Origin of the sequence: Rhodococcus sp. 852002-51564_SCH6189132-a (assembly GCF_001665495.1) — a bacterium.
Classification (GTDB): domain Bacteria; phylum Actinomycetota; class Actinomycetes; order Mycobacteriales; family Mycobacteriaceae; genus Rhodococcus; species Rhodococcus pyridinivorans.
Map to the genome: position 1 here is coordinate 17,735 of NZ_LZMJ01000002.1, position 19,497 is coordinate 37,231.

At 67.7% G+C, this 19,497-nt stretch carries 19 protein-coding genes and 1 pseudogene; 12 read left to right on the forward strand and 8 right to left on the reverse strand.

Features of this window, described 5'->3' with window-relative positions; translation table 11 throughout:
- Nucleotides 1-50: 50 nt before the first annotated feature.
- A complete protein-coding gene (locus tag A5767_RS00225; RefSeq protein ID WP_064851341.1) occupies nucleotides 51-1,199 on the reverse strand; it encodes a hypothetical protein in 1,149 nt (382 codons plus the stop codon).
- Complete coding sequence (locus tag A5767_RS00230; RefSeq protein WP_064061147.1) at nucleotides 1,199-2,134, reverse strand: metal-dependent hydrolase; 936 nt, start codon at nucleotides 2,132-2,134, stop codon at nucleotides 1,199-1,201. The genes A5767_RS00225 and A5767_RS00230 overlap by 1 nt, the downstream gene beginning before the upstream one ends.
- A gap of 233 nt (nucleotides 2,135-2,367) precedes the next feature.
- Here A5767_RS00230 and A5767_RS00235 point away from each other — a divergent pair, with 233 nt between their 5' ends.
- The 4 genes and pseudogenes from A5767_RS00235 (at nucleotide 2,368) to A5767_RS23960 (ending at nucleotide 4,161) form a co-directional block, all read left to right on the forward strand.
- Entirely contained in the window at nucleotides 2,368-3,027 is a 660-nt protein-coding gene (locus A5767_RS00235) for a TetR/AcrR family transcriptional regulator (RefSeq protein WP_033097919.1), read from the forward strand.
- Nucleotides 3,024-3,503, forward strand: a complete 480-nt coding sequence (locus A5767_RS00240) for a rhodanese-like domain-containing protein (protein WP_006552455.1) — start codon at nucleotides 3,024-3,026, stop codon at nucleotides 3,501-3,503. Before A5767_RS00235 ends, A5767_RS00240 begins: the two co-directional genes overlap by 4 nt.
- Nucleotides 3,504-3,706: 203 nt before the next feature.
- A pseudogene (locus tag A5767_RS23955) lies at nucleotides 3,707-4,018 on the forward strand (alpha/beta fold hydrolase); the annotation flags it as partial.
- On the forward strand, nucleotides 3,910-4,161 hold the full coding sequence (locus A5767_RS23960) for a hypothetical protein (RefSeq protein ID WP_033097918.1): 252 nt from the start codon (nucleotides 3,910-3,912) through the stop codon (nucleotides 4,159-4,161). The pseudogene A5767_RS23955 and the gene A5767_RS23960, both read left to right, overlap by 109 nt.
- Before the next feature lie 4 nt (nucleotides 4,162-4,165).
- Here the strand turns inward: A5767_RS23960 and A5767_RS23505 are convergent, their stop codons facing one another.
- Genes A5767_RS23505 through A5767_RS00260 form a run of 3 tightly spaced genes read right to left on the reverse strand, consistent with a single transcriptional unit; the run spans nucleotide 4,166 to nucleotide 7,054 of the window.
- Nucleotides 4,166-4,876, reverse strand: a complete 711-nt coding sequence (locus tag A5767_RS23505; protein WP_064851342.1) for a type 1 glutamine amidotransferase — start codon at nucleotides 4,874-4,876, stop codon at nucleotides 4,166-4,168.
- On the reverse strand, nucleotides 4,869-6,122 hold the full coding sequence (locus tag A5767_RS00255; RefSeq protein WP_024102795.1) for a Mur ligase family protein: 1,254 nt from the start codon (nucleotides 6,120-6,122) through the stop codon (nucleotides 4,869-4,871). Before A5767_RS00255 ends, A5767_RS23505 begins: the two co-directional genes overlap by 8 nt.
- Nucleotides 6,017-7,054, reverse strand: a complete 1,038-nt coding sequence (locus tag A5767_RS00260) for an EamA family transporter (protein WP_064851343.1) — start codon at nucleotides 7,052-7,054, stop codon at nucleotides 6,017-6,019. Before A5767_RS00260 ends, A5767_RS00255 begins: the two co-directional genes overlap by 106 nt.
- 72 nt (nucleotides 7,055-7,126) lie before the next feature.
- Here A5767_RS00260 and A5767_RS00265 point away from each other — a divergent pair, with 72 nt between their 5' ends.
- The gene (locus A5767_RS00265; RefSeq protein WP_064851344.1) at nucleotides 7,127-8,023 is read left to right on the forward strand and encodes a LysR family transcriptional regulator; all 897 of its coding nucleotides are present in this window, start codon (nucleotides 7,127-7,129) and stop codon (nucleotides 8,021-8,023) included.
- Nucleotides 8,024-8,045: 22 nt separating this feature from the next.
- Here the strand turns inward: A5767_RS00265 and A5767_RS00270 are convergent, their stop codons facing one another.
- Entirely contained in the window at nucleotides 8,046-8,420 is a 375-nt protein-coding gene (locus tag A5767_RS00270) for an SHOCT domain-containing protein (RefSeq protein ID WP_060653874.1), read from the reverse strand.
- 233 nt (nucleotides 8,421-8,653) lie between these two features.
- Nucleotides 8,654-10,465: a 2-isopropylmalate synthase gene (gene leuA / locus A5767_RS00275; RefSeq protein WP_064851345.1), complete on the reverse strand. Its 1,812-nt coding sequence runs from the start codon at nucleotides 10,463-10,465 to the stop codon at nucleotides 8,654-8,656.
- 345 nt (nucleotides 10,466-10,810) lie between these two features.
- Between leuA and A5767_RS00280 the strand changes: the two genes are divergently transcribed.
- The 7 genes from A5767_RS00280 to A5767_RS00310 all read left to right on the forward strand — a co-directional run bounded on the left by A5767_RS00280 (nucleotide 10,811) and on the right by A5767_RS00310 (nucleotide 19,075).
- Nucleotides 10,811-12,079 (forward strand): DUF4185 domain-containing protein, encoded by a 1,269-nt coding sequence (locus tag A5767_RS00280; protein ID WP_019290242.1) that lies wholly within the window; start codon nucleotides 10,811-10,813, stop codon nucleotides 12,077-12,079.
- 78 nt (nucleotides 12,080-12,157) lie between these two features.
- Entirely contained in the window at nucleotides 12,158-13,423 is a 1,266-nt protein-coding gene (locus tag A5767_RS00285) for an aspartate kinase (RefSeq protein WP_019290241.1), read from the forward strand.
- A gap of 2 nt (nucleotides 13,424-13,425) precedes the next feature.
- A complete protein-coding gene (locus tag A5767_RS00290) occupies nucleotides 13,426-14,487 on the forward strand; it encodes an aspartate-semialdehyde dehydrogenase (RefSeq protein WP_071936173.1) in 1,062 nt (353 codons plus the stop codon).
- Nucleotides 14,488-14,630: 143 nt separating this feature from the next.
- On the forward strand, nucleotides 14,631-15,209 hold the full coding sequence (locus tag A5767_RS00295; RefSeq protein ID WP_039586649.1) for a TetR/AcrR family transcriptional regulator: 579 nt from the start codon (nucleotides 14,631-14,633) through the stop codon (nucleotides 15,207-15,209).
- Entirely contained in the window at nucleotides 15,206-16,711 is a 1,506-nt protein-coding gene (locus tag A5767_RS00300; protein ID WP_033097913.1) for a flavin-containing monooxygenase, read from the forward strand. Before A5767_RS00295 ends, A5767_RS00300 begins: the two co-directional genes overlap by 4 nt.
- Nucleotides 16,712-16,737: 26 nt before the next feature.
- Nucleotides 16,738-18,450, forward strand: a complete 1,713-nt coding sequence (locus A5767_RS00305; RefSeq protein WP_064851348.1) for an FAD-dependent oxidoreductase — start codon at nucleotides 16,738-16,740, stop codon at nucleotides 18,448-18,450.
- The gene (locus tag A5767_RS00310; RefSeq protein ID WP_019290239.1) at nucleotides 18,443-19,075 is read left to right on the forward strand and encodes a hypothetical protein; all 633 of its coding nucleotides are present in this window, start codon (nucleotides 18,443-18,445) and stop codon (nucleotides 19,073-19,075) included. The genes A5767_RS00305 and A5767_RS00310 overlap by 8 nt, the downstream gene beginning before the upstream one ends.
- Nucleotide 19,076: 1 nt before the next feature.
- Here A5767_RS00310 and A5767_RS00315 read toward each other — a convergent pair whose 3' ends face one another.
- Nucleotides 19,077-19,262 carry a hypothetical protein gene (locus A5767_RS00315; RefSeq protein ID WP_019290238.1) on the reverse strand — a complete coding sequence of 62 codons (186 nt, stop codon included), beginning with the start codon at nucleotides 19,260-19,262 and terminating at the stop codon, nucleotides 19,077-19,079.
- Nucleotides 19,263-19,497: the final 235 nt, after the last annotated feature.

Below are 19,497 nucleotides of genomic sequence, written 5' to 3' on the forward strand. Positions count from 1 at the left end.
AGCGCGGGCCGGCTTCCGTCGTAGCGGAACGTCGGGCACCACCGAATTCGTCAGGCCTCGGTGAGCGTCTTCGACGCGGTGTCGTCCGGGCTCGTATCGGCCCTGCGCGGGACGGTGAAGGTCGCAGCGACACAGGCGATTGCGACCGCGAAGCATGCGACGGTGTACCACAGGCTGCCGATCGGGTCGCCTGCCTCGGTGACCCCGTCGACGGCGGAGAACCAGTCGGGCAGAGCACCGATCCACAGCACGGCCATCACGACGAGATAGGCGACGGCGTACCAGCGGACGAGGTCGTTCGAATAGGGCCGATCCGTGGGTGTGCTCCGCAGCCGGGACCACTGGCGTGAGAGCACGTAGATCGCCACGATCGACAGGATCACGAGTTCGGCGGCGTAGATCGTGGCCCGCACAGTCGTGCTGCCCATGCCGATCACGGTCGCCGGTGCCGGCAGGATCACCACACCCACGGACGCGAGTAGTCCGACGGTGATCGTGCGCCAGGTCAGTTCGAGCCCGCTGAAGGTGCGCCCGGCGTCGATGTGGCGGCCGACGAAGAACTGCGCGCAGAATGCGAGCGACATCGGCCACAGGGCAGCGAAGACCACGACGCTCGGGAGCGGAACGGAGTCGAAGAAGGGCTGGTTGATCGGGTTGTCGAGCGACCACTCCCACCACCGCAGCTGCGGTCCGAGGTGATCGAAGATCTCGTAGAAGGCGTGGTGGACGAAGCCCACGCAGACGGCGCCGACGACGGTGCCGTACTGCCGGAACACCCCGAGCATCCGAACGATGTCGAACGCGATCGTCGCCATCATCGGGTAGATCGCGATGATGTACAGCGGCAGGCGTCCCCACAGGAACTCGACGGTGAACACGTTGTGCGCGAACATCGTGTCGAGGTAGTCCTCCACGCCGAAGGCGTCGGGGAAGTACAGCAGCGGTTCGATGATGAGCAGGAACGCGAGGGTGCCGAGCCAGACGACGAGGTTCGTGGCGTCACCGGTGCGCCGCAACCGGACGATCGCGTACACGAGCATCAGCACCGCCCCGAGCACGATGGTCAGCTCGAGGACGGGCAGCGTCCAGTTCTCCAGCTCGAACGGACTGCGCAGTTCGAAGATCCCCCCGGCTTCGTCGCACGAGAATCCGAGGCGGGTCGAGAGGTCCTCGAAGGTGGGCGAGCACAGGTCCGACATCAGTTGTTCCTCCCGCCCACGGTTTCCGCCGTGTACCAGTGCGAGACGTCGTAGCCTTCGTCGAATCGACGGAACCACACGTCGGCGAGGGCCGGCAGCTTCTCGTGGTCGGGATTGTGCTTGGGCATCTGGCTGCGGATGATGCCCACCAGCGCGACGAGCTGTTCGCCGAGCGGCAGGACGTCGAAGGCGCGCGGCATCGGGCCGTGATCCTGGTACTGGAGGAACGGCAACCGGCGCCGCAGGTTCTGCTTACGGCGGTGCGACGCGAACATCGACATCGTGTCGATCTTCCGTTCCTCCAGCGGCACATGCTTGTTGAAGCCCTCGCACGCGATGGCGATGACGTCGAGCACGTGCTTGAACACCGAGGGGGCCTGCCGCATGCGGTACAGATCGCTGCCGACCACCGCGTCGAAGATGATGAGCGCCGAACTGCGGTGTTCGACCTCCTCGACGAAATGCCAGATGAACAACGAGGCGACCCGGTCGTCGCCGGGGCGGAAGAGCGCCGCGTCGTTGTCGAGCATGAGCTTGAAGACGGGAGTGAAGGTCGCCTCGAGATCGGCGGTGTACGCGAGGCGGTATTCGGGGGAAGTCTCGGCGGTGAGCTTGTCGAAGGCGCCGATGACGTCGTCGAGCGTCTCCTGCAACTCCGGATAGCTCTTGATCAGTCCCTTCACGTGCTGCCGGTGGGCGGTGGAGTGCTGCCCCTCCTGGTACATGAAGGCGTTGGCCTCTTCGAGGACCTCGGGATCGGTGATGCGCGGGGTGATCTCGCGGATCATGTTGACGATCATCTTCTCGAAGCCGATCGCGAGGAACGAGACGGCGTTGGCCATGCTCGAGAAGGCCGGGTTCTCCTCGTTCCACAGGAACGGCACGTCGTAATCCGCGAATGCGAAACGCATCTTGCGGACCTGCAGGTTCGTCATGGGGCGGTACCTCGTCTCGTCGACGCCGGGCTGGCTGGGGACCTGTTTCGGGACACGGTCGGGAGGACCTCTAACGAGCCGGGAGGCCCCGATCGGCGTGACCATACACGAAATGCGTCATGTGTATGATAGGTGTCCCATTCGCCCGCGGGAGCCCGTTTCGCACCACATCCACCGAGGTCGGCTGTGTTACCGTCGGGCCTTCTCCAGGCGACGGCTCGAGGAAGCGCGAAGTGGCACGTAGACGTGGGTGGGGTGGGAGTCCTCCCGCCGACGACGAAGAGGCGTCGCAGCGGATCGTTGCCGCTGCCGTCGACCTGATCGACCGGACCGGCGCGGAGATCAACATCGCCGATGTGGCCCAGTCCCTCGGGGTGATCCGCCAGACGGTCTACCGCTACTTCCCCAGCGCGGACGCCCTCATGCGTGCGGCCGCCATCGCCTCGGTCGAAGGATTCCTGGAACGACTCACCCGGCAGGTCGCGGGACTCGACGATCCGGTCGAGGCCATGACCGAAGGTGTGGTCTACACGCTCGCGGAGGTGCGTCGCACCCCGCATCTCGGCATCCTGCTGTCGAGCACCTATTCGAACCCGCATCCCGAAGCGATCGCCTCGGAGGAGGCGTGGATGTTCGGCATGGCGATGATCAAGCGGTTCGACGTCGACTGGGAGGAACACGGCTACGACGACGACTCCCTCGCGGAGTTGGTCGAGTACGTGCTGCGCACGATGCAGTCGTTCTTCGTCTCGCCGGGAACCCCGCCACGCTCCGACGACGATCTGCGCCGCTACCTGCGACGATGGATGGGTACGGCGATGCTCGCCCAGCGGGAGTGGGATTCCGGCAATCTCGCGAAGCGCGACTGCTCTCCCGTAGAGTCCGGCTCGTGACGAACGAGCAGCAGATCAGGCGTGCCGATCGTACGCGCGACGGCGATCCCCAGAACGTTCCCCGCCCGCTGGAGGGTGAAGCCGACCGCACGGTGGTGGAGACGACCTGGGGCGAGGTGCAGCCGATGCAGGTGGCGGCGGGCGTGGCGACCGTCGGTGAACTCGAGGTGATCGAACTGCTCGACCGGGGCGCTGCGCTGGTGGACACGCGGGTGCCCGATTCCCGGAGCGGAGTGAGCCTCCCCGGTGCCGTGAACATCCCGCACGAGGATATCGTCGAGAGGAGGGGTGAGCTCGACCCCGCCCGGACGACGATCGTCTTCTGCAACGGTCCCCAGTGCCCTCAGTCGCCCGATGCGATCCGGAAGCTGATCGATGCCGGATATCCCTCGTCCGCGCTCGCCTATTACCGCGGGGGACTGCACGACTGGGCGACTCTGGGATTCCCCCTCGCCCCGGTCCGGCCGGCGTCGTGAAAAGGGCTTGCGTTCGCACTGTGATGTAGCTAACATCGAAGGTGCGAATCGAGCTTATGAGACGTCCGCGGACGACAGAGAGAAGCTCGTGAAGCAGAGATCCGGCCCGGAGAACGCGTAAAGCGAATCACCGGGCCGAACCCCTGTTCAGGGGAGGTTTCGGGGCCGATCGCCGCGACTGCAGCAGGGGTTGCACAGGGCGTCTGGGAGGCGGTCGCGCCCCACTTGCACGCCGCGGGGTTCGCACCTTCGCCCCGGATCAGCGCGGCTACTCGCCCGGCGCCCCACCACCCCGCCGCCGTGACTACGGCCTCGACCTGCTCGTCGGCGACGTCGCGGCGCTCATCGAGTCGGTACCCGGTGGTCGCGCGCACGTTGTCGGCCACGACTGGGGAGCCGCCGTCGCGTGGGTGCTCGCGGCGCATCGTCCCGATCTCGTCCGCACCGTGACGGCGGTGTCCGTTCCGCATCCGACGGCGTTCATGCGCTCGTTCTTCACCAGCGGGCGATCGGATCCGCCGGGGTCGACGCGACGGCCCACTACGTCAGTGGGCCGTACCGACGGGAAACGCTCGTCGGTACGAGCCACTGGATTCCCGACGAGGAGCCGGAGAAGCTCGCGCGGCTGGTCCTCGAACACATCGCCGCGCACGGTTGATCACTCAGGCGCGCAACCGTTCCTGCCGCAGCAGATCGACCTCGGGCAGATCCAGCGGCGGCAGCGAGTCGACTCCCAGAGCGCGCATCAGGAGATGATCGGCGAGCTCGGGATTGCGGGCGAGCACGGGACCGTGCAGATAGGTGCCGATCACCGAACCCTGCACGGCACCTTCGAGTCCGTCGCCCACGCCGTTGCCGACACCGCGGTCGACGCGGCCGAGTCCGGTGGCATCGGACCCGAGAGTCGTTCCACCGCGGTGGTTCTCGAATCCCGTCAGCGGCTGGGTGAGGCCGGAGAGGGTGGGGCGGATGACGATCTCGCCGATCGCGCGGGTCTGCTGCGGTGAGGTGGTCGCGTCGAGGATGCCGACACCGTCGACGCGTTCGCCCGAGGACGTCTCGTACCAGTGGCCGAGCACCTGGATCGCGGCACAGATGGCCAGCACGGGCGCTCCGCGCTCGGCGGCGCGCTGCAGACCCGGATAGCGCTGCAGGTGCCGCGTGGCCAGTCGCTGCGCGGCGTCCTCGGCACCACCGAGGGTGTAGAGATCGAGGGACTCGGGGACGGGATCGTTCAGTCCGATCTCGACGATCTCGGCGTCGTGACCGCGCATCCGCAGGCGCTGGCGCAGCACCAGGGCGTTGCCTCCGTCGCCGTAGGTGCCCATCACGTCGGGCAGGACGAGTCCGATGCAGACGGTCGACTCAGACATGGGCAGCTCTCCTGGCGATGGCGGTGTTGAGATCGCGGAACGCGGTGTAGTTGGCGAGCACCTCCACGCGGCCGGGAGGGCACGAGGCGATGGCCTTCAGCGGATCCGGCACCAGCGTGTGCTCGACACCCGCGTAGGTCAGGCGGACGGCGAGATCGGTGCCGCGTTCTCCGGCTGCCACCACCTGCACGCCTTCGAAGTGTTCGAAGCGGACGTCCCACAGCCACGACAGGTCCTCACCGTCGGGCACCTGACCGTTGACGGCGATCACCAGGCCGTCGACGGTCGGGTCGATCATCGACAGGGCCTCCTGCCAGCCGGCGGGGTTCTTAGCGAGCAGCATGTGCACCGAATGCGGTCCGACCTGCACCGTCTTGTAGCGACCGGCGACCTCTTCGACGACCGAGGCGGCAGCGACGGCCTTCGCCGGATCGGCACCGAGGGCGACGGCGGCCGCGACCGCCTGGGCGGCGTTGCCCCGGTTGGCGCGACCGGGGAGGGTCAGCTTCAGCGGGAGGACGAGGCCGTCCGGTCCGTACAGGTTCTCGTCGTCGACCCACCAGTCCGGTGTCGGCCGGGCGAAGTCGGAGCCGGTGCTGTACCAGTGGTCGCCTTCGCGAGCGATCGGCTCGCCCGTGCGCGGGCAGCTCACCGAGTCGTTGGCCCAGCCGGCGCCGGCGGCGACCCACACGACGTTCGGGTTGTCGTAGGCGGCGGACGTGACGAGCACGTCGTCGCAGTTCGCGACGATCACGGCGTCGGGATGCCGCTTCAGGCCCTCACGCAGCTTCCGCTCGATCATGTTGATCTCGCCGACCCGGTCGAGCTGGTCGCGGGTGAGGTTGAGCAGCACGATCGCGCGGGGCTCGAGGGCGTCGGCGACGTGCGGGGTGTGGAGTTCGTCGACCTCGATCGCGGCGAGCGGCGCCCGGAGATCGGTGGCGAGCGCGGCGACGATCCCGGCGTCCATGTTCGCGCCGTCCGCCTGGGTGACGACCGAATCGATCGTCTCGAGCGCGGCGGCCGTCATACGGGTCGTTGTGGACTTGCCGTTCGTCCCGGTGACGAGCACGGTCTGCCGGCCGTGGCCGAGCTGCTTCATCAGTGCCGGGTCGATCTTCAGGGCGACGAGCCCTCCGATCATCGAGCCCTTACCGCGTCCGGCCTTCTGGGACGCCCACGCGGCGGCTCGGGCTGCGCGCAATGCGAGCCGTCCACGTGCGGTGATTCCTGTGCTGGTTCCCACGTCGGCGAGTGTTCCACAGGCGCGGGAGCGTTGTGTCGCCGGAGGAGCGTCCTGCTCGTCACACTGCGGTGTCCGCCCTGGGCGGCGAGGGCTCCGACGATGACGATCACACCGCCGATCAGGGAGGACGGTGCCGGTCGCTCGCCGAGCGTGATCCACGCGACGGTGAACCCGACGACCGGCACCATGAGGGAGAGCGGCGCGACGGCCCCGGCGGGATAGCGCGACAGCAGCGAGGCGTAGATGCCGGTGCCGGCGATCGTGCCCGCCAGGACGACGTAGATGAGTCCGGCCAGCGCCAGGCCCCCGTCCAGGGTGGTGACGACGGTATCGAGGGTGGACCAGGCCTGCGGGCCCTCGACGAACCAGGAGATTCCGAAGAAGGGGAGCACGGGCACGACGCACATCCACAGCATCAGGCGCATGGGGTCGGCAGCGCCCGCCTTGCGGGTCGCGATGTTGCCGACCGCCCACGACAGACCGGCGAGCACGGCGAGGGTCATGGGGAGCAGGCTCGCGTCCGCGGCGCCCTGCCCTACGGCGACGATCACCATGCCGGACACGGCGACGACGAGACCGGCGAGGCGGACGCCGTCGAGCCGTTCGCGCAGGAACAATACGGCGAGCAGGACCGTGAAGGGCGCGGACGACTGCAGTACGAGCGACGCGAGGCCCGTGGGTAGACCGGCCTCCATCGCCCAGAACAGGAAGGCGAACTGGGCGAAGCCGAACCCGGCGCCGTAGAGCAGGAGCCAGCGCAGGGGAACGGCGGGTCGCGGGACGAACAGCAGGACCGGGACGGCGATGATCGCGAAGCGCAGTCCGGCGAAGAAGAACGGCGGGAAGTGGTCGAGGCCCAGTCTGATCGCGAGGAAGTTGCATCCCCAGAGCACCACGACGGTGAACGCGAGCACACGGTCCCGGAACGACATGCCGTCAATTCTTTGCGCAGGAAACAATCAGGACAAGCGAATGTTCCTGAAGAAAGTGTGTAGTTTTACTACATGGATGTCGTGCGATTGCGGATACTGCGCGAACTCGCCGACCGCGGAACCGTGGCCGCGACCGCCGCAGCGTTGTCGATGACACCGTCGGCCGTCTCACAGCAGCTCAAGGTGCTCGCCCGGGAGGCGGGAGTGCCCCTGCTCGAACCCGACGGCCGACGCCTGCGGTTCACCGATGCGGGTCGTGCGCTCGTGGTGCGCGCCGACGAGGTGCTCGGCGCCCTCGACCGGGCCGCCGACGAGATGACCGCCTATGCGCGGTCGCCCCGCGGACGGGTGCGCGTGGCGTCGTTCCCCTCCGGAGCGGCGCTCCTGCTGCCGGCCGTGCTCGAGGCGGCCGGGGCGATCGGCGTCGAGTTGGACGTGAGCGACGAGGACGTCCCGGCCTCGGCCGCACCCGCCCTGCTCGCCGACTACGACGTGGTGCTCACCCACCGCGACGAGCGTTCGGCTCCGCTGTCCGGCCCACGTGTCCACGTCGAGACGCTCATGCGCGAACCGATCGATGTCGTCCTCCCTCCCGGGCACCGGCTCGCGGCGCAGGACCGCGTGCAGGTCGACGAACTGGTGGGGGAGGGCTGGATCAGCGTGCGGGGTGGATTCCCCGTCGACGACGTGTTGCTCTCCGTCGCGGCGGTGACGGGCATCCGAGCGCGGGTTGTGCACCGCATCAACGACTTCCGTGTCATCGAGGAACTCGTCGCGGCGGGGCACGGGGTGGCCCTGCTGCCGCGGTACTCGGTTCTGCATCCGGCATTGGTGCGTCTGCCGCTGGCCGGTGTGCGTGCGGCGCGGATCTACGAGCTCGTCACCCGCCCGGGAGCGGCGCGCCGGCCCGCCGTGGGTGCCGTGCTCGACAGCTTCCGGACCGCGGCGGCACGGAAGCTGTCGATGTGAACGAACGGGTCATCGCGCGGGATCAGGCGAGTGCCTTGGCCTTCAGTGCGTCGAACTCGGCCTGGTCGATGACACCCTCGTCGAGCAGCTTCTTCGCGTCGGCGATGTGCTCGGCGGGCGACTTGCCGGCGACCGAGCGGATGTAGTCGTCCTGCACGGCCTTGTACTGCGCGGCCTCCTTCGCGGACCGCTCGGCCATTCCGGTGCCGTGGACGATCAGATAGATCAGGCCCGTGAGCCACGGGAAGACGAACAGGAAGACGATCCAGATCGCCTTGACCCAGCCGGACTGTTCGCGGTTGCGGAACAGATCCCCGATGATCATCCACAGCATGATGAGGTACGCAATGAATGCGAAGCAGACGACGATGTACCAGATGATGTCCATGAACTCCATACGCACACTCCGGGTTCGAGCAGAACGACTCTGCGGGACGAGAATTGCGGAAGCCGACGGATATCACCCGTGAACGGGTTCGTTCTCGTCGAACATTCGGAACTGTATCTTTCCGGAGAGTGCGGTAATTGCCCGAAACGGTATTTGCGAGATGAATTGTCGGGGTGAAAATCCCCGAAAACGACGAATGCGGTGGACCCTGATGGGCCCACCGCATCCGGTTCGGAGACGGATCAGCGGTGCGAGCGGTTCACCGCGGAGACCATCGCGCGCAGCGACGCCGTGGTGATCGACGGGGCGATGCCCACGCCCCACACCAGGACGGTCGTGCCGTCTGGACGCGTGACGTCGGCCTCGACGTAGGCCGCGGCGTTGGCGTCGTCGCCGGCGGACATGGCGTGCTCGGCGTAACCGCGAACGGCCACCTGGTAACCCAGCGACTCGAGGGCGTCGACGAAGGCCGCCAGCGGGCCGTTGCCGCTGCCGGAGATCTCCTTCTCCACGCCGTCGACCTTCAGCACGGCGGCGATGCTGTCCTCACCGTCGTCGGTCTCGGCCGCGGTGACCTTCTGCCGGATACGCTCGAGCGGCGAGACCGGGGCCAGGTACTCCTCGTGGAAGATGTCCCACATCTCCTTGGGGCTGACCTCGCCACCCTCACCGTCGGTGACCTTCTGCACGGCCTGCGAGAACTCGATCTGCAGGCGACGCGGCAGGTTCAGGCCGTGGTCGTGCTTCATGATGTACGCGATGCCGCCCTTGCCGGACTGCGAGTTCACGCGGATCACGGCCTCGTAGGTGCGGCCGACGTCCTTCGGGTCGATCGGCAGGTAGGGCACGGCCCAGGTGTGGTCGTCGACGTCGACACCGGCGGCCTCCGCGTCGACCTTCATCGCGTCGATGCCCTTGTTGATCGCGTCCTGGTGGCTGCCGGAGAAGGCGGTGTAGACCAGGTCGCCACCGTAAGGATGGCGCTCGTGGACGGGCAGCTGGTTGCAGTACTCGACCGTGCGGCGGATCTCGTCGATGTTCGAGAAGTCGATCTGCGGGTCGACGCCACGGCTGAACATATTCATGCCCAGGGTCACCAGGCAGACGTTGCCGGTGCGCTCACCGTTGCCGAACAGGCAGCCCTCGATGCGGTCGGCACCGGCCTGGTAGCCCAGCTCGGCAGCGGCGACGCCCGTGCCGCGGTCGTTGTGCGGGTGCAGCGACAGGATGATCGAGTCGCGCTTCGCCAGATTGCGGTGCATCCACTCGATCGAGTCGGCGTAGACGTTGGGGGTGGCCATCTCGACCGTGGCCGGCAGGTTGATGATCACCGGGTTCTCGGGGGTCGCGCCCAAGGTCTCGACGACCGCGTCGCAGACATCCTTGGCGTACGACAGCTCGGTTCCGGTGTACGACTCGGGGGAGTACTCCCAGCGCCAGTTGGTGTCGGGGTGGTTCTTCGCCTCTTCGAGCACCAGCTCGGCGGCGTCGGTCGCGATCTTCTCGACGGTCTCCTTGTCGGCGCGGAACACCACGCGACGCTGCAGGATCGACGTCGAGTTGTAGAAGTGCACGATCACGTTCTGCGCCCCGGCGCACGCCTCGAAGGTGCGCTTGATCAGTTCGGGGCGGGACTGCGTCAGCACCTGGATGGTGACATCGTCGGGAATCGCGCCGTCCTCGATGATCTCGCGGACGAAATCGAAATCGGTCTGGCTCGCGGACGGGAAACCGACCTCGATCTCCTTGTAACCCATGCGTACGAGCAGATCGAACATGCGCCGCTTACGGGCGGGGCTCATCGGGTCGATCAGCGCCTGGTTGCCGTCGCGCAGGTCCACGGCGCACCACGCCGGGGCGCGATCGATGATCTTGTCGGGCCAGGTGCGGTCGGGCAGCGAGATCGACTCGACTTCCTCGGCGAACGGCCGGTACCGGTAGGTCGGCATCGACGAGTTCTTCTGCTTGTTCCACGACGGCTGGTCGGCCGGGGCCGGCTTGCTCGGCGGGGTGATGGTGCGCGAGCCGGAGGTGAAAGCGTCGGCGGGTGACATGACGTAACTCCAAAGAGAAAAGGGGACCTGTGGGCCCAGATCGAATATCGACCGGCGCGTCGAAACCCCGCGACGGGAAGCCGGTCTGGTCAGATCCCGCCGCGGCGGCCGAGGAGAAGCACGCGCTGCATGCCCTGCAGTGTATCGCGCCATACCCCACCTCGACCAAGTGGCACCTCCCACACGCATGCGTTCCGTGTGACCGGGCAGCGGTGATGTCGTGACCCGATCGATACGAACGCGCCTGACAGAGCGGTACTTGCGCCCCTAGCGTTACCGAACGTAACTCCCGCAACATCAGTAACACCGGTATCTCCGGTAACACGATGGGTGAAGGGCGTATCGATGGGATCGTTGCGCACGGCGATTGCCGGATCGTGCAGTGCACTGCTCGCACTCGGACTCATGGCGGTCTCCGCCCCCGCCGCGCACGGCGAACCCTGCGACTCGGGACTCCCCGGCTCGGGTTCGGGCTCCGGATCCTTCGGCACGGGATCATCAGGACCGCGGCTCGGAAGCAGCGGATCGGGGAGTGGAGGACTCGCACCCGAAGGCCCGCAGGGACCGCTACCGGCACTCGGCCCGGGCCCCACCAGCACCGTCGCCTGGGTGACCGGCCCGCGCAGCCCCAACAGGACCTACGACAGGTTCTCCATCTCGGGAACCGACCTCGGCATCATGTGGGACAACGGTGCGCAGGGCGAGGACCGTCAGGTCCTCATGGCCTTCGGCGACACCTTCGGCGACTGCTCGCTGCCCGACCAGCAGTGGCGCCACAACGTCCTCATGCGCACCACCGACGCCGACCTCTCCGACGGCATCGACGTGCCCGATCCGGTGCCCGGCGACCCGCGTGCGGGTTCGCCCGTCCTGCCCTCCGCGCCCGACATCTCCCGCGAACTCGTGGGCAGCCTCGCACTCGACGGCGTCGAGATCACCGTGATCCCCACGGCCGGCATCGCCGTCGACGGCATCCAGTACGTCAACTTCATGTCGGTGCGGTCGTGGGGCGACCACGGCGAGTGGTGGACCAACGCGTCGATGATCGCGACCTCGACCGACAACGGGGAGACCTGGCAGCTCGACCCGGCGACGGCGCGGATCAACCTGCCCCTCGACGTACCCACGGTGCAGCAGCTGTCCACCGGGAACGAGAACTTCCAGCAGCACGCCTACGTCCGCCACGAGGGATACGTCTACGACTTCGGCACACCGCAGGGCCGGTTCGGCGCGGCCTTCGTCTCGCGCGTCCCCGAGACCGCTCTGCTGGACCTGGCCGCCTACGAGTACTGGAGCGGCGACGACTGGGTGTCCGGCGACGCCGCCGCGGCCACCCCGGTCGTGCCGCCCGCAGTCGGGGAGATGTCGGTGCAGTTCCTGGGCGACGAGTTCGTCATGCTCTACGGCAACGAGGCGAACGGCACGATCGAGATGAGGACGTCCGCGAGACCCGAGGGGCCGTGGAGCGAGGCTCGCGTGCTGGTCACCCACCGTGAGATCGGTGGTCTCTACGCTCCGTTCATCCACCCGTGGTCCACGGATACGGACCTCTACTTCACCGCCTCGCGGTGGGGCGACTACAACGTCATGCTGTTGCGCACGACACTTTCCTGAGACGCCCCGGGTCGATGGAAGCCGCGGTCGGTAAGCTGGGCCACTGGACTTGTTCCCGAGACCCGGAGGTTGGCCAGCGTGGCACTCGTCGTCCAGAAGTACGGAGGATCCTCGGTCGCGACGGCCGAGCGGATCCGGCGCGTCGCTGAAAGGATCGTCGAGACCAAGAAGGCGGGCAACGACGTCGTGGTCGTCGTCTCGGCCATGGGAGACACGACCGACGAACTCCTCGATCTCGCACAGCAGGTGTGCCCGGCCCCGCCGGCCCGCGAGATGGACATGCTCCTCACCTCCGGTGAGCGCATCTCCAACTCCCTCGTCGCGATGGCGATCCACTCGCTCGGCGCCGAGGCCCGGTCGTTCACCGGTTCCCAGGCCGGCGTGATCACCACGGGCAGCCACGGCAAGGCGAAGATCATCGACGTCACCCCCGGCCGCGTGCGCACCGCCCTCGACGAGGGCAGCATCGTGCTGGTCGCCGGCTTCCAGGGTGTGAGCCAGGACAGCAAGGACATCACGACTCTCGGTCGTGGCGGTTCGGACACGACCGCCGTCGCACTCGCCGCCGCGCTCGACGCGGACGTCTGCGAGATCTACACCGACGTCGACGGCGTGTTCTCCGCGGACCCGCGCATCGTCAAGGACGCGCAGCGCCTCGAGAAGGTCTCCTTCGAGGAGATGCTCGAGCTCGCCGCGTGCGGCGCGAAGGTTCTCATGCTGCGGTGCGTGGAGTACGCCCGCCGCTACAACGTGCCCGTGCACGTTCGTTCGTCGTACACCACCAAGCCCGGCACCATCGTGTCCGGATCGATGGAGGACATCCCTGTGGAAGAGGCCCTGATCACCGGCGTTGCGCACGATCGCAGCGAAGCGAAGATCACCGTCGTCGGTATCCCCGACACCCCCGGTTACGCCGCCAAGGTGTTCCGCGCCGTCGCCGACGCCGAGATCAACATCGACATGGTGCTGCAGAACATCTCGAAGGTCGAGACCGGCAAGACCGACATCACCTTCACCTGCCCGAAGAGCGACGGCCCGCGCGCGGTCGAACTCCTCACCAAGCAGCAGGGCGACATCGGCTTCACTCAGGTCCTCTTCGACGACCACATCGGCAAGGTCTCCCTCGTCGGTGCCGGCATGAAGAGCCACCCCGGCGTCACGGCCAAGTTCTGCGAGGCCCTCGCCGACGCCGGCATCAACATCGACCTGATCTCGACGTCGGAGATCCGCATCTCCGTGCTCGTGGATGACAACGAACTCGACGACGCCGTGCGCGCTCTGCACGCGGCATTCGAGCTCGGCGGCGACGAAGAGGCCGTCGTGCACGCAGGAACGGGGCGGTAATCGTGACCACCAATCAGGCGAGCGAAGCGACGGGCAAGACCATTGCGGTCGTAGGCGCCACGGGGCAGGTCGGTATCGTCATGCGCACCCTGCTCGAGGAGCGCAACTTCCCGGCCGACACGGTTCGGTTCTTCGCGTCGGCCCGCTCGGCCGGCAAGAAGCTACCGTTCCGCGGTGAGGAGATCGTGGTCGAGGACGTCGCGGCGACCTCCGACGAGGATCTGAAGGGCATCGACATCGCGCTGTTCTCGGCCGGTGGCACCCTCTCCAAGGAACAGGCTCCGCGCTTCGCGGCCGCCGGTGCGATCGTCGTCGACAACTCGTCGGCATGGCGCAAGGACCCCGAGGTTCCGCTCGTCGTCAGCGAGGTCAACCCGGAGCAGGTGAAGAACCCACCGAAGGGCATCATCGCCAACCCGAACTGCACCACGATGGCCGCGATGCCGGTGCTCAAGGCACTGCACGACGAGGCCGGACTCCAGCGCCTGATCGTGTCGAGCTACCAGGCGGTCTCCGGTAGCGGACTGGCGGGCGTCGAGGAACTCGTCGGCCAGGTGCGTGCCGTCGCCGACGAGGCCGACAAGCTCGTCCACGCGGGCGACGCCGTCGACTTCCCGGCCCCGAACAAGTACGTCGCGCCCATCGCGTTCAACGTCGTGCCGCTCGCCGGCTCGATCGTCGACGACGGAACGGGTGAGACCGACGAGGACCAGAAGCTGCGCAACGAGTCGCGCAAGATCCTCGGCCTGCCGGACCTGCTCGTGTCGGGCACGTGCGTGCGCGTTCCCGTCGTGACCGGCCACTCGCTGTCGATCAACGCCGAGTTCGAGCGGCCGCTGTCGGTCGAGCGTGCGCAGGAGCTGCTCGCGAACGCTCCGGGCGTCCGTCTCGTCGACGTGCCGACCCCGCTCGCCGCAGCGGGCGACGACGTCTCGCTCGTGGGCCGCATCCGTCAGGATCCGGGTGCTCCTGAGGGCCGCGGTCTCGCGCTCTTCGTCTCGGGCGACAATCTGCGCAAGGGTGCTGCTCTCAACACCATCCAGATCGCTGAGCTGCTCGTCTAGGCGACCTTCCGGCCTTCTCGACGGAGCGGGTGGACCTCTTCGGGTCCACCCGCTCCGTCGCGTTTCGGGCCTGATTCGGTATACCCGAGAAATATTTACAAGCAGTCTGGACTGTTTGTTGTTTTCCCGTTACGCTGCGATGCGTGATCCAGGACACTGCGCCGAACGGTGGTCGCACCCAGGCGCAACGCACAGCCGCGACGCGAGCCAAGCTGCTCGACGCCGCGGTCGACTCGCTCGTCGAGCATGGCTATTCGGGAACCAGCACGCAGGGCATCGCCAAACGTGCCGGAGTCTCGCGAGGCGCCCAGCTCCACCACTTCCCGACGAAGGAGAGCCTTGTCGTCGCGGCGGTCGGGCACCTCGTCGACAGGCGGCTGCAGGAGATCCTCGAGACACGACCCGATCCGGAGCACGGCTTCGAAACGCTCATGGATGCCTTCTCCGGCCCGCTCTTCGCCGCAGCGCTCGAACTGTGGGTCGCGGCGCGGACCGATCCGTCCCTGCACGAGGCGATGATCCCGCTCGAACGCAAGGTGTCGGACGCGCTCCGCGCGGGTTGCCTGGAGATCATGGGCGACCGGGTCTCGCCCGACCACATCGACCTCAGCATCGAAATCGCCCGGGGCTTCGCCGTCTCGGCCCTGATGCGTACCCCCGAATCCGATCGAGAATTCCGGGAGCGCCTGCTCCCGGTCTGGAAGGCGCTGGTGATGAAATGAGTCTCGCACTGCTTCCCGATCACGTGCACACACTCGTCGTCGGCGCGGGCTTCGGTGGCATCGGTATGACCGCAACGCTGTTGCGCGAGAACCCCGACGCCGACGTCCTCGTCCTCGAGCGCGGTGACGACGTCGGCGGAACCTGGCGCGTGAACACCTATCCCGGTGCCGCATGCGATGTTCCGAGCGCGCTGTACTCGTTCTCCTTCGCGCCCGAACCCGACTGGTCGCGAGCGTACGGCACCCAGGAGGAGATCTACGCGTACCTCCGCCGTGTTGCACGTGAGCAGGGCGTGACCGACCGGACGATGTTCGGGTGCGAACTGCGCGCGGCGCAGTGGGACGCCGAGCGTGCCGTGTGGCGGATCTCCACCTCCCGTGGCGACCTGACGGCCGACGTGCTCGTCGCCGCGACCGGCGCCCTCTCCACACCCACCTATCCGAAGGTTTCCGGCCTGGAGTTGTTCCGCGGCAAAAAGTTCCATTCGGCCGAGTGGGATCACGACCACGACCTCACGGGTGAGCGTGTCGCCGTCATCGGTACCGGCGCGTCGGCCATCCAGTTCGTGCCGGCGATCGTCGACCGCGTCGAACATCTCACGCTGTTCCAGCGCACGGCCTCCTGGGTGATGCCCAAGCACGACCACGTCATCGCGCGGTCGGTCCGCACGCTCTACCGGCGCTTCTCCCTGGCTCAGAAGCTCATGCGCGGATTCGTGTACGGGCACAGGGAGATCTACGTCGTCGGCATGACGAAGCCCTTCGCCCGCAAGTACCTCCTGCCGCTGTTCGAGGTCCGGGCACGCCAGGTGTTGCGCAAGAACGTGCGCGATCCTGAGCTGCGCAAGCGCCTGACCCCCGATTTCGCGATCACCTGCAAGCGGATCCTGTTGTCCAACGACTGGTTCCCGGCCATCACCCGCCCGAAGGTGGACGTGGTGTCCTCCGGTCTGGCAGCGGTCACCGAGAACGGTGTCGTCGACGACAAGGGCACCGAGTACCCGGTCGACACCATCATCTTCGGTACCGGTTTCACGCCGACGGAACCGCCGGTCGCGCACCATATCCGCGGTGGCGACGGCCGCACCCTCGCCGAGACCTGGGACGGCAGCCCCTCGGCCTATCTCGGCATCACCGTGCCCGGCTTCCCCAATCTGTTCCTCATGTACGGCCCCAACACCAATCTCGGCCACAGCTCGATCGTGTACATGCTCGAATCCCAGGCCAACTACATCTCCGACGCGCTGCGCACGATGGAGCGTCACGGCATCTCGGCCGTGGAGGTGCGCGACGACGCGGTGCGCCGCTACACCGCCGATCTCGACCCGGCGCTGAACAACACGGTCTGGAACCAGGGTGGCTGCAGCAGCTGGTACATCGACGAGAAGGGCCGCAATTCCGTGATGTGGCCGACCTTCACGTGGCAGTACCGGGCGCGGACCAAGCAGTTCGACCCGGAGAGCTACACGGAACACCGAGCGACGGCAGGGGCGGGCGCATGAAGCAGAGCGACGGCAGGAGCGGGCGCATGACCCATTACGACGTCCTCGTCATCGGATCCGGATTCGGCGGCAGCGTCGCAGCACTGCGCGCCACCGAGAAGGGATACAAGATAGGAGTTCTCGAGGCCGGACGGCGTTTCGAGGACGACGAGCTGCCCGAGACGAGCTGGCGGCTGCGCAAGTACCTGTGGGCGCCGCAGGTGGGATGCTACGGGGTGCAGCGCATGCACCTGCTGCCCAACGTGCTCGTCATGGCGGGAGCCGGTGTGGGCGGCGGGTCGCTGAACTACGCCAACACCCTGTACAAGCCGCCGACGCCCTTCTTCCGCGACCCGCAGTGGGGTCACATCACCGATTGGGAAGCGGAACTGACGCCGTACTACGACCAGGCGGCACGGATGCTCGGCGTCCGCCCCAATCCCAGCATCACGCCCGCGGACGAGGTGATGCGCCAGGTCGCCGACGAGATGGGTGTCGGCCACACCTACACGACCAGCCCGGTCGGTGTGTTCTTCGACGAGCCCGGCAGGACGGTGCCCGACCCGTTCTTCGGTGGAGCCGGCCCCGACCGCACCGGCTGCACGGAGTGCGGCAGCTGCATGACGGGTTGCCGTGTGGGAGCGAAGAACACGCTCGTCAAGAACTACCTCTACCTCGCGGAGAAGGCCGGCGCGCACATCCACGCCCTCACGACGGTGACCCGTGTGGTGCCCCGTACCGGTGGTGGGTATGAGGTCCACACCCGCAGCACGAACGGCATCAGGAAGCGCCGCAAGGTCTTCACCGCCGACCAGGTGGTGATCGCGGCCGGTACCTACGGTACGGCGCGCCTGCTGCTCGCGAGCCGCGAGACCGGCGACCTGCCGAACCTGTCTCCGGCCCTCGGCACCGTGGTGCGCACCAACTCCGAGGCGGTGCTCGCCGCGACCGCGCAGGATCGCGTCGTCGACTACACGAAGGGCGTGGCCATCACGTCGTCCTTCCACCCGGACGACCACACCCACATCGAACCGGTGCGGTACGGCAAGGGCAGCAACCTGATCGGCCTGCTCCAGGCGCTGCTCGTCGACGGTGGCACGCGGATGCCGCGACTGCTGAAGTTCTTCGGTGTCGCCGCGAAGAATCCCGCCGCCTTCCTCCGCTCGCTGTCGGTCCGGAACTGGTCCGAGCGCACGGTCATCGCTCTCGTGATGCAGACCGACGACAACTCTCTCGAGCTCGCGACCCGGCGCACGCCGATCGGCCGGGGCCTGACCAGCAAGCAGGGGCCGGGCACTCCGCCGCCCGAGTGGATTCCGGTGGGCCACGAAGCGGTCCGCCGCGTCGCCGACAAGATCGACGGCGACGCCGGTGGTTCGATCGCCGACCTGTTCGACATCCCGATGACCGCGCACTTCCTCGGCGGGTGCGCGATCGGCGATTCGCCGCGTACCGGCACCGTCGACCCGTACCTGCGTGTCTATGGGCACAAGGGTCTGCACGTCGTCGACGGCTCCGCGGTGAGCGCCAACCTCGGCGTGAACCCGTCCCTCACGATCACCGCGCAGGCCGAACGTGCGCTGGCGCTGTGGCCGAACAAGGGGGAGAAGGACAACCGGCCTCCGCTCGGGTCGGCCTACGAACCCGTGCAGCCCGTGCAGCCCGTGCGTCCGGTCGTGCCCGTCGAGGCCCCGGCGGCGCTGCGACTGCCCATCACCCCCGTTCGGAAGGAGAGCGCCCGTGCTCTGGACAGTGCCTGAGAGCGAGGACGAACGCACCGACTATCCGGTCTCGCCGCCACCGCCATGGCCGGCCTCCGTGCGGGCCGCCCTGTGGTGGCATCGCAGCACCCCGGACGCCTCCCAGTACGGGCCGACCGGCGCGACCCTGCCCATCACCCTCGCGATGATGGTCGACTACCTCGACTCGCCGGTCGGGCCGTACCGCGAGGTGCTGGCCAGCCCGGTGCTGCGCCGCGACCTGATCCCGGCGATGGCGGTGCCGTTCATCGCCGTCGACTCCGAGCCGTCGGTACACGGTGGTCGCGAACACTGGAAGCTGCCGAAGGTGCTCGCGAAGTTCGACGGCGACGTCCTCGGCGATTTCTCCGCGACCGGCGCCCGATGGAGCGTGGCCACCTCGGCCGCGCCGAAGGGCCCGGAACTGCCGATCACAGGTGGACTGACCTTCGCCCAGCCGATCCCCGGCGGCGCCGTCGAACGCGCCACCGCCCGGCTGCGGGGGAAGTTCCGTTACGCGCGGGTGACCGTCGCGGCGGAGGGACCGACGCTGAGCCGCTGGCTTCGCCCCGGCACCCACCACGGCATCGTCATCACCTCCGGACGGATGTCCACGGGCGCGTCGCGAGTCGTGTCGCGTATGTAGGTCAGCCGGTGCCTTCCAACGTGGACAGCAGAACGAACTTCGTGCCCATCAGATTGAACGCCGCCTCGCTGTCCACGGCGACGAGAAGTTCCCGCTCACGGGCGTGCAGCGCCGCAATCGCGATCTCGAGCTCATCGTCGGTCATCGCATCGGCGGCGTCGCCGATGGCTGGCGTCCTGTCCTCCACGCGCCGAGAGTAGCCACGGTGTCGTCCGCTGCACGCACAGCCCAGCAGCAGAAAGGTGATGGTCCCCGGCGGGGCGCCGGGGACCATCCTTCGACCCGCCAGGGAATCACTCACCTGTCGGGGAACTCGGGGTACCCGAAAAATCGACGGTGAGTGGTGGGGGGGGGGCGCGGGGGGGGGGGGGGGGGGGGGGGGGGGGGGGGGGGGGGGGGGGGGGGGGGGGGGGGGGGGGGGG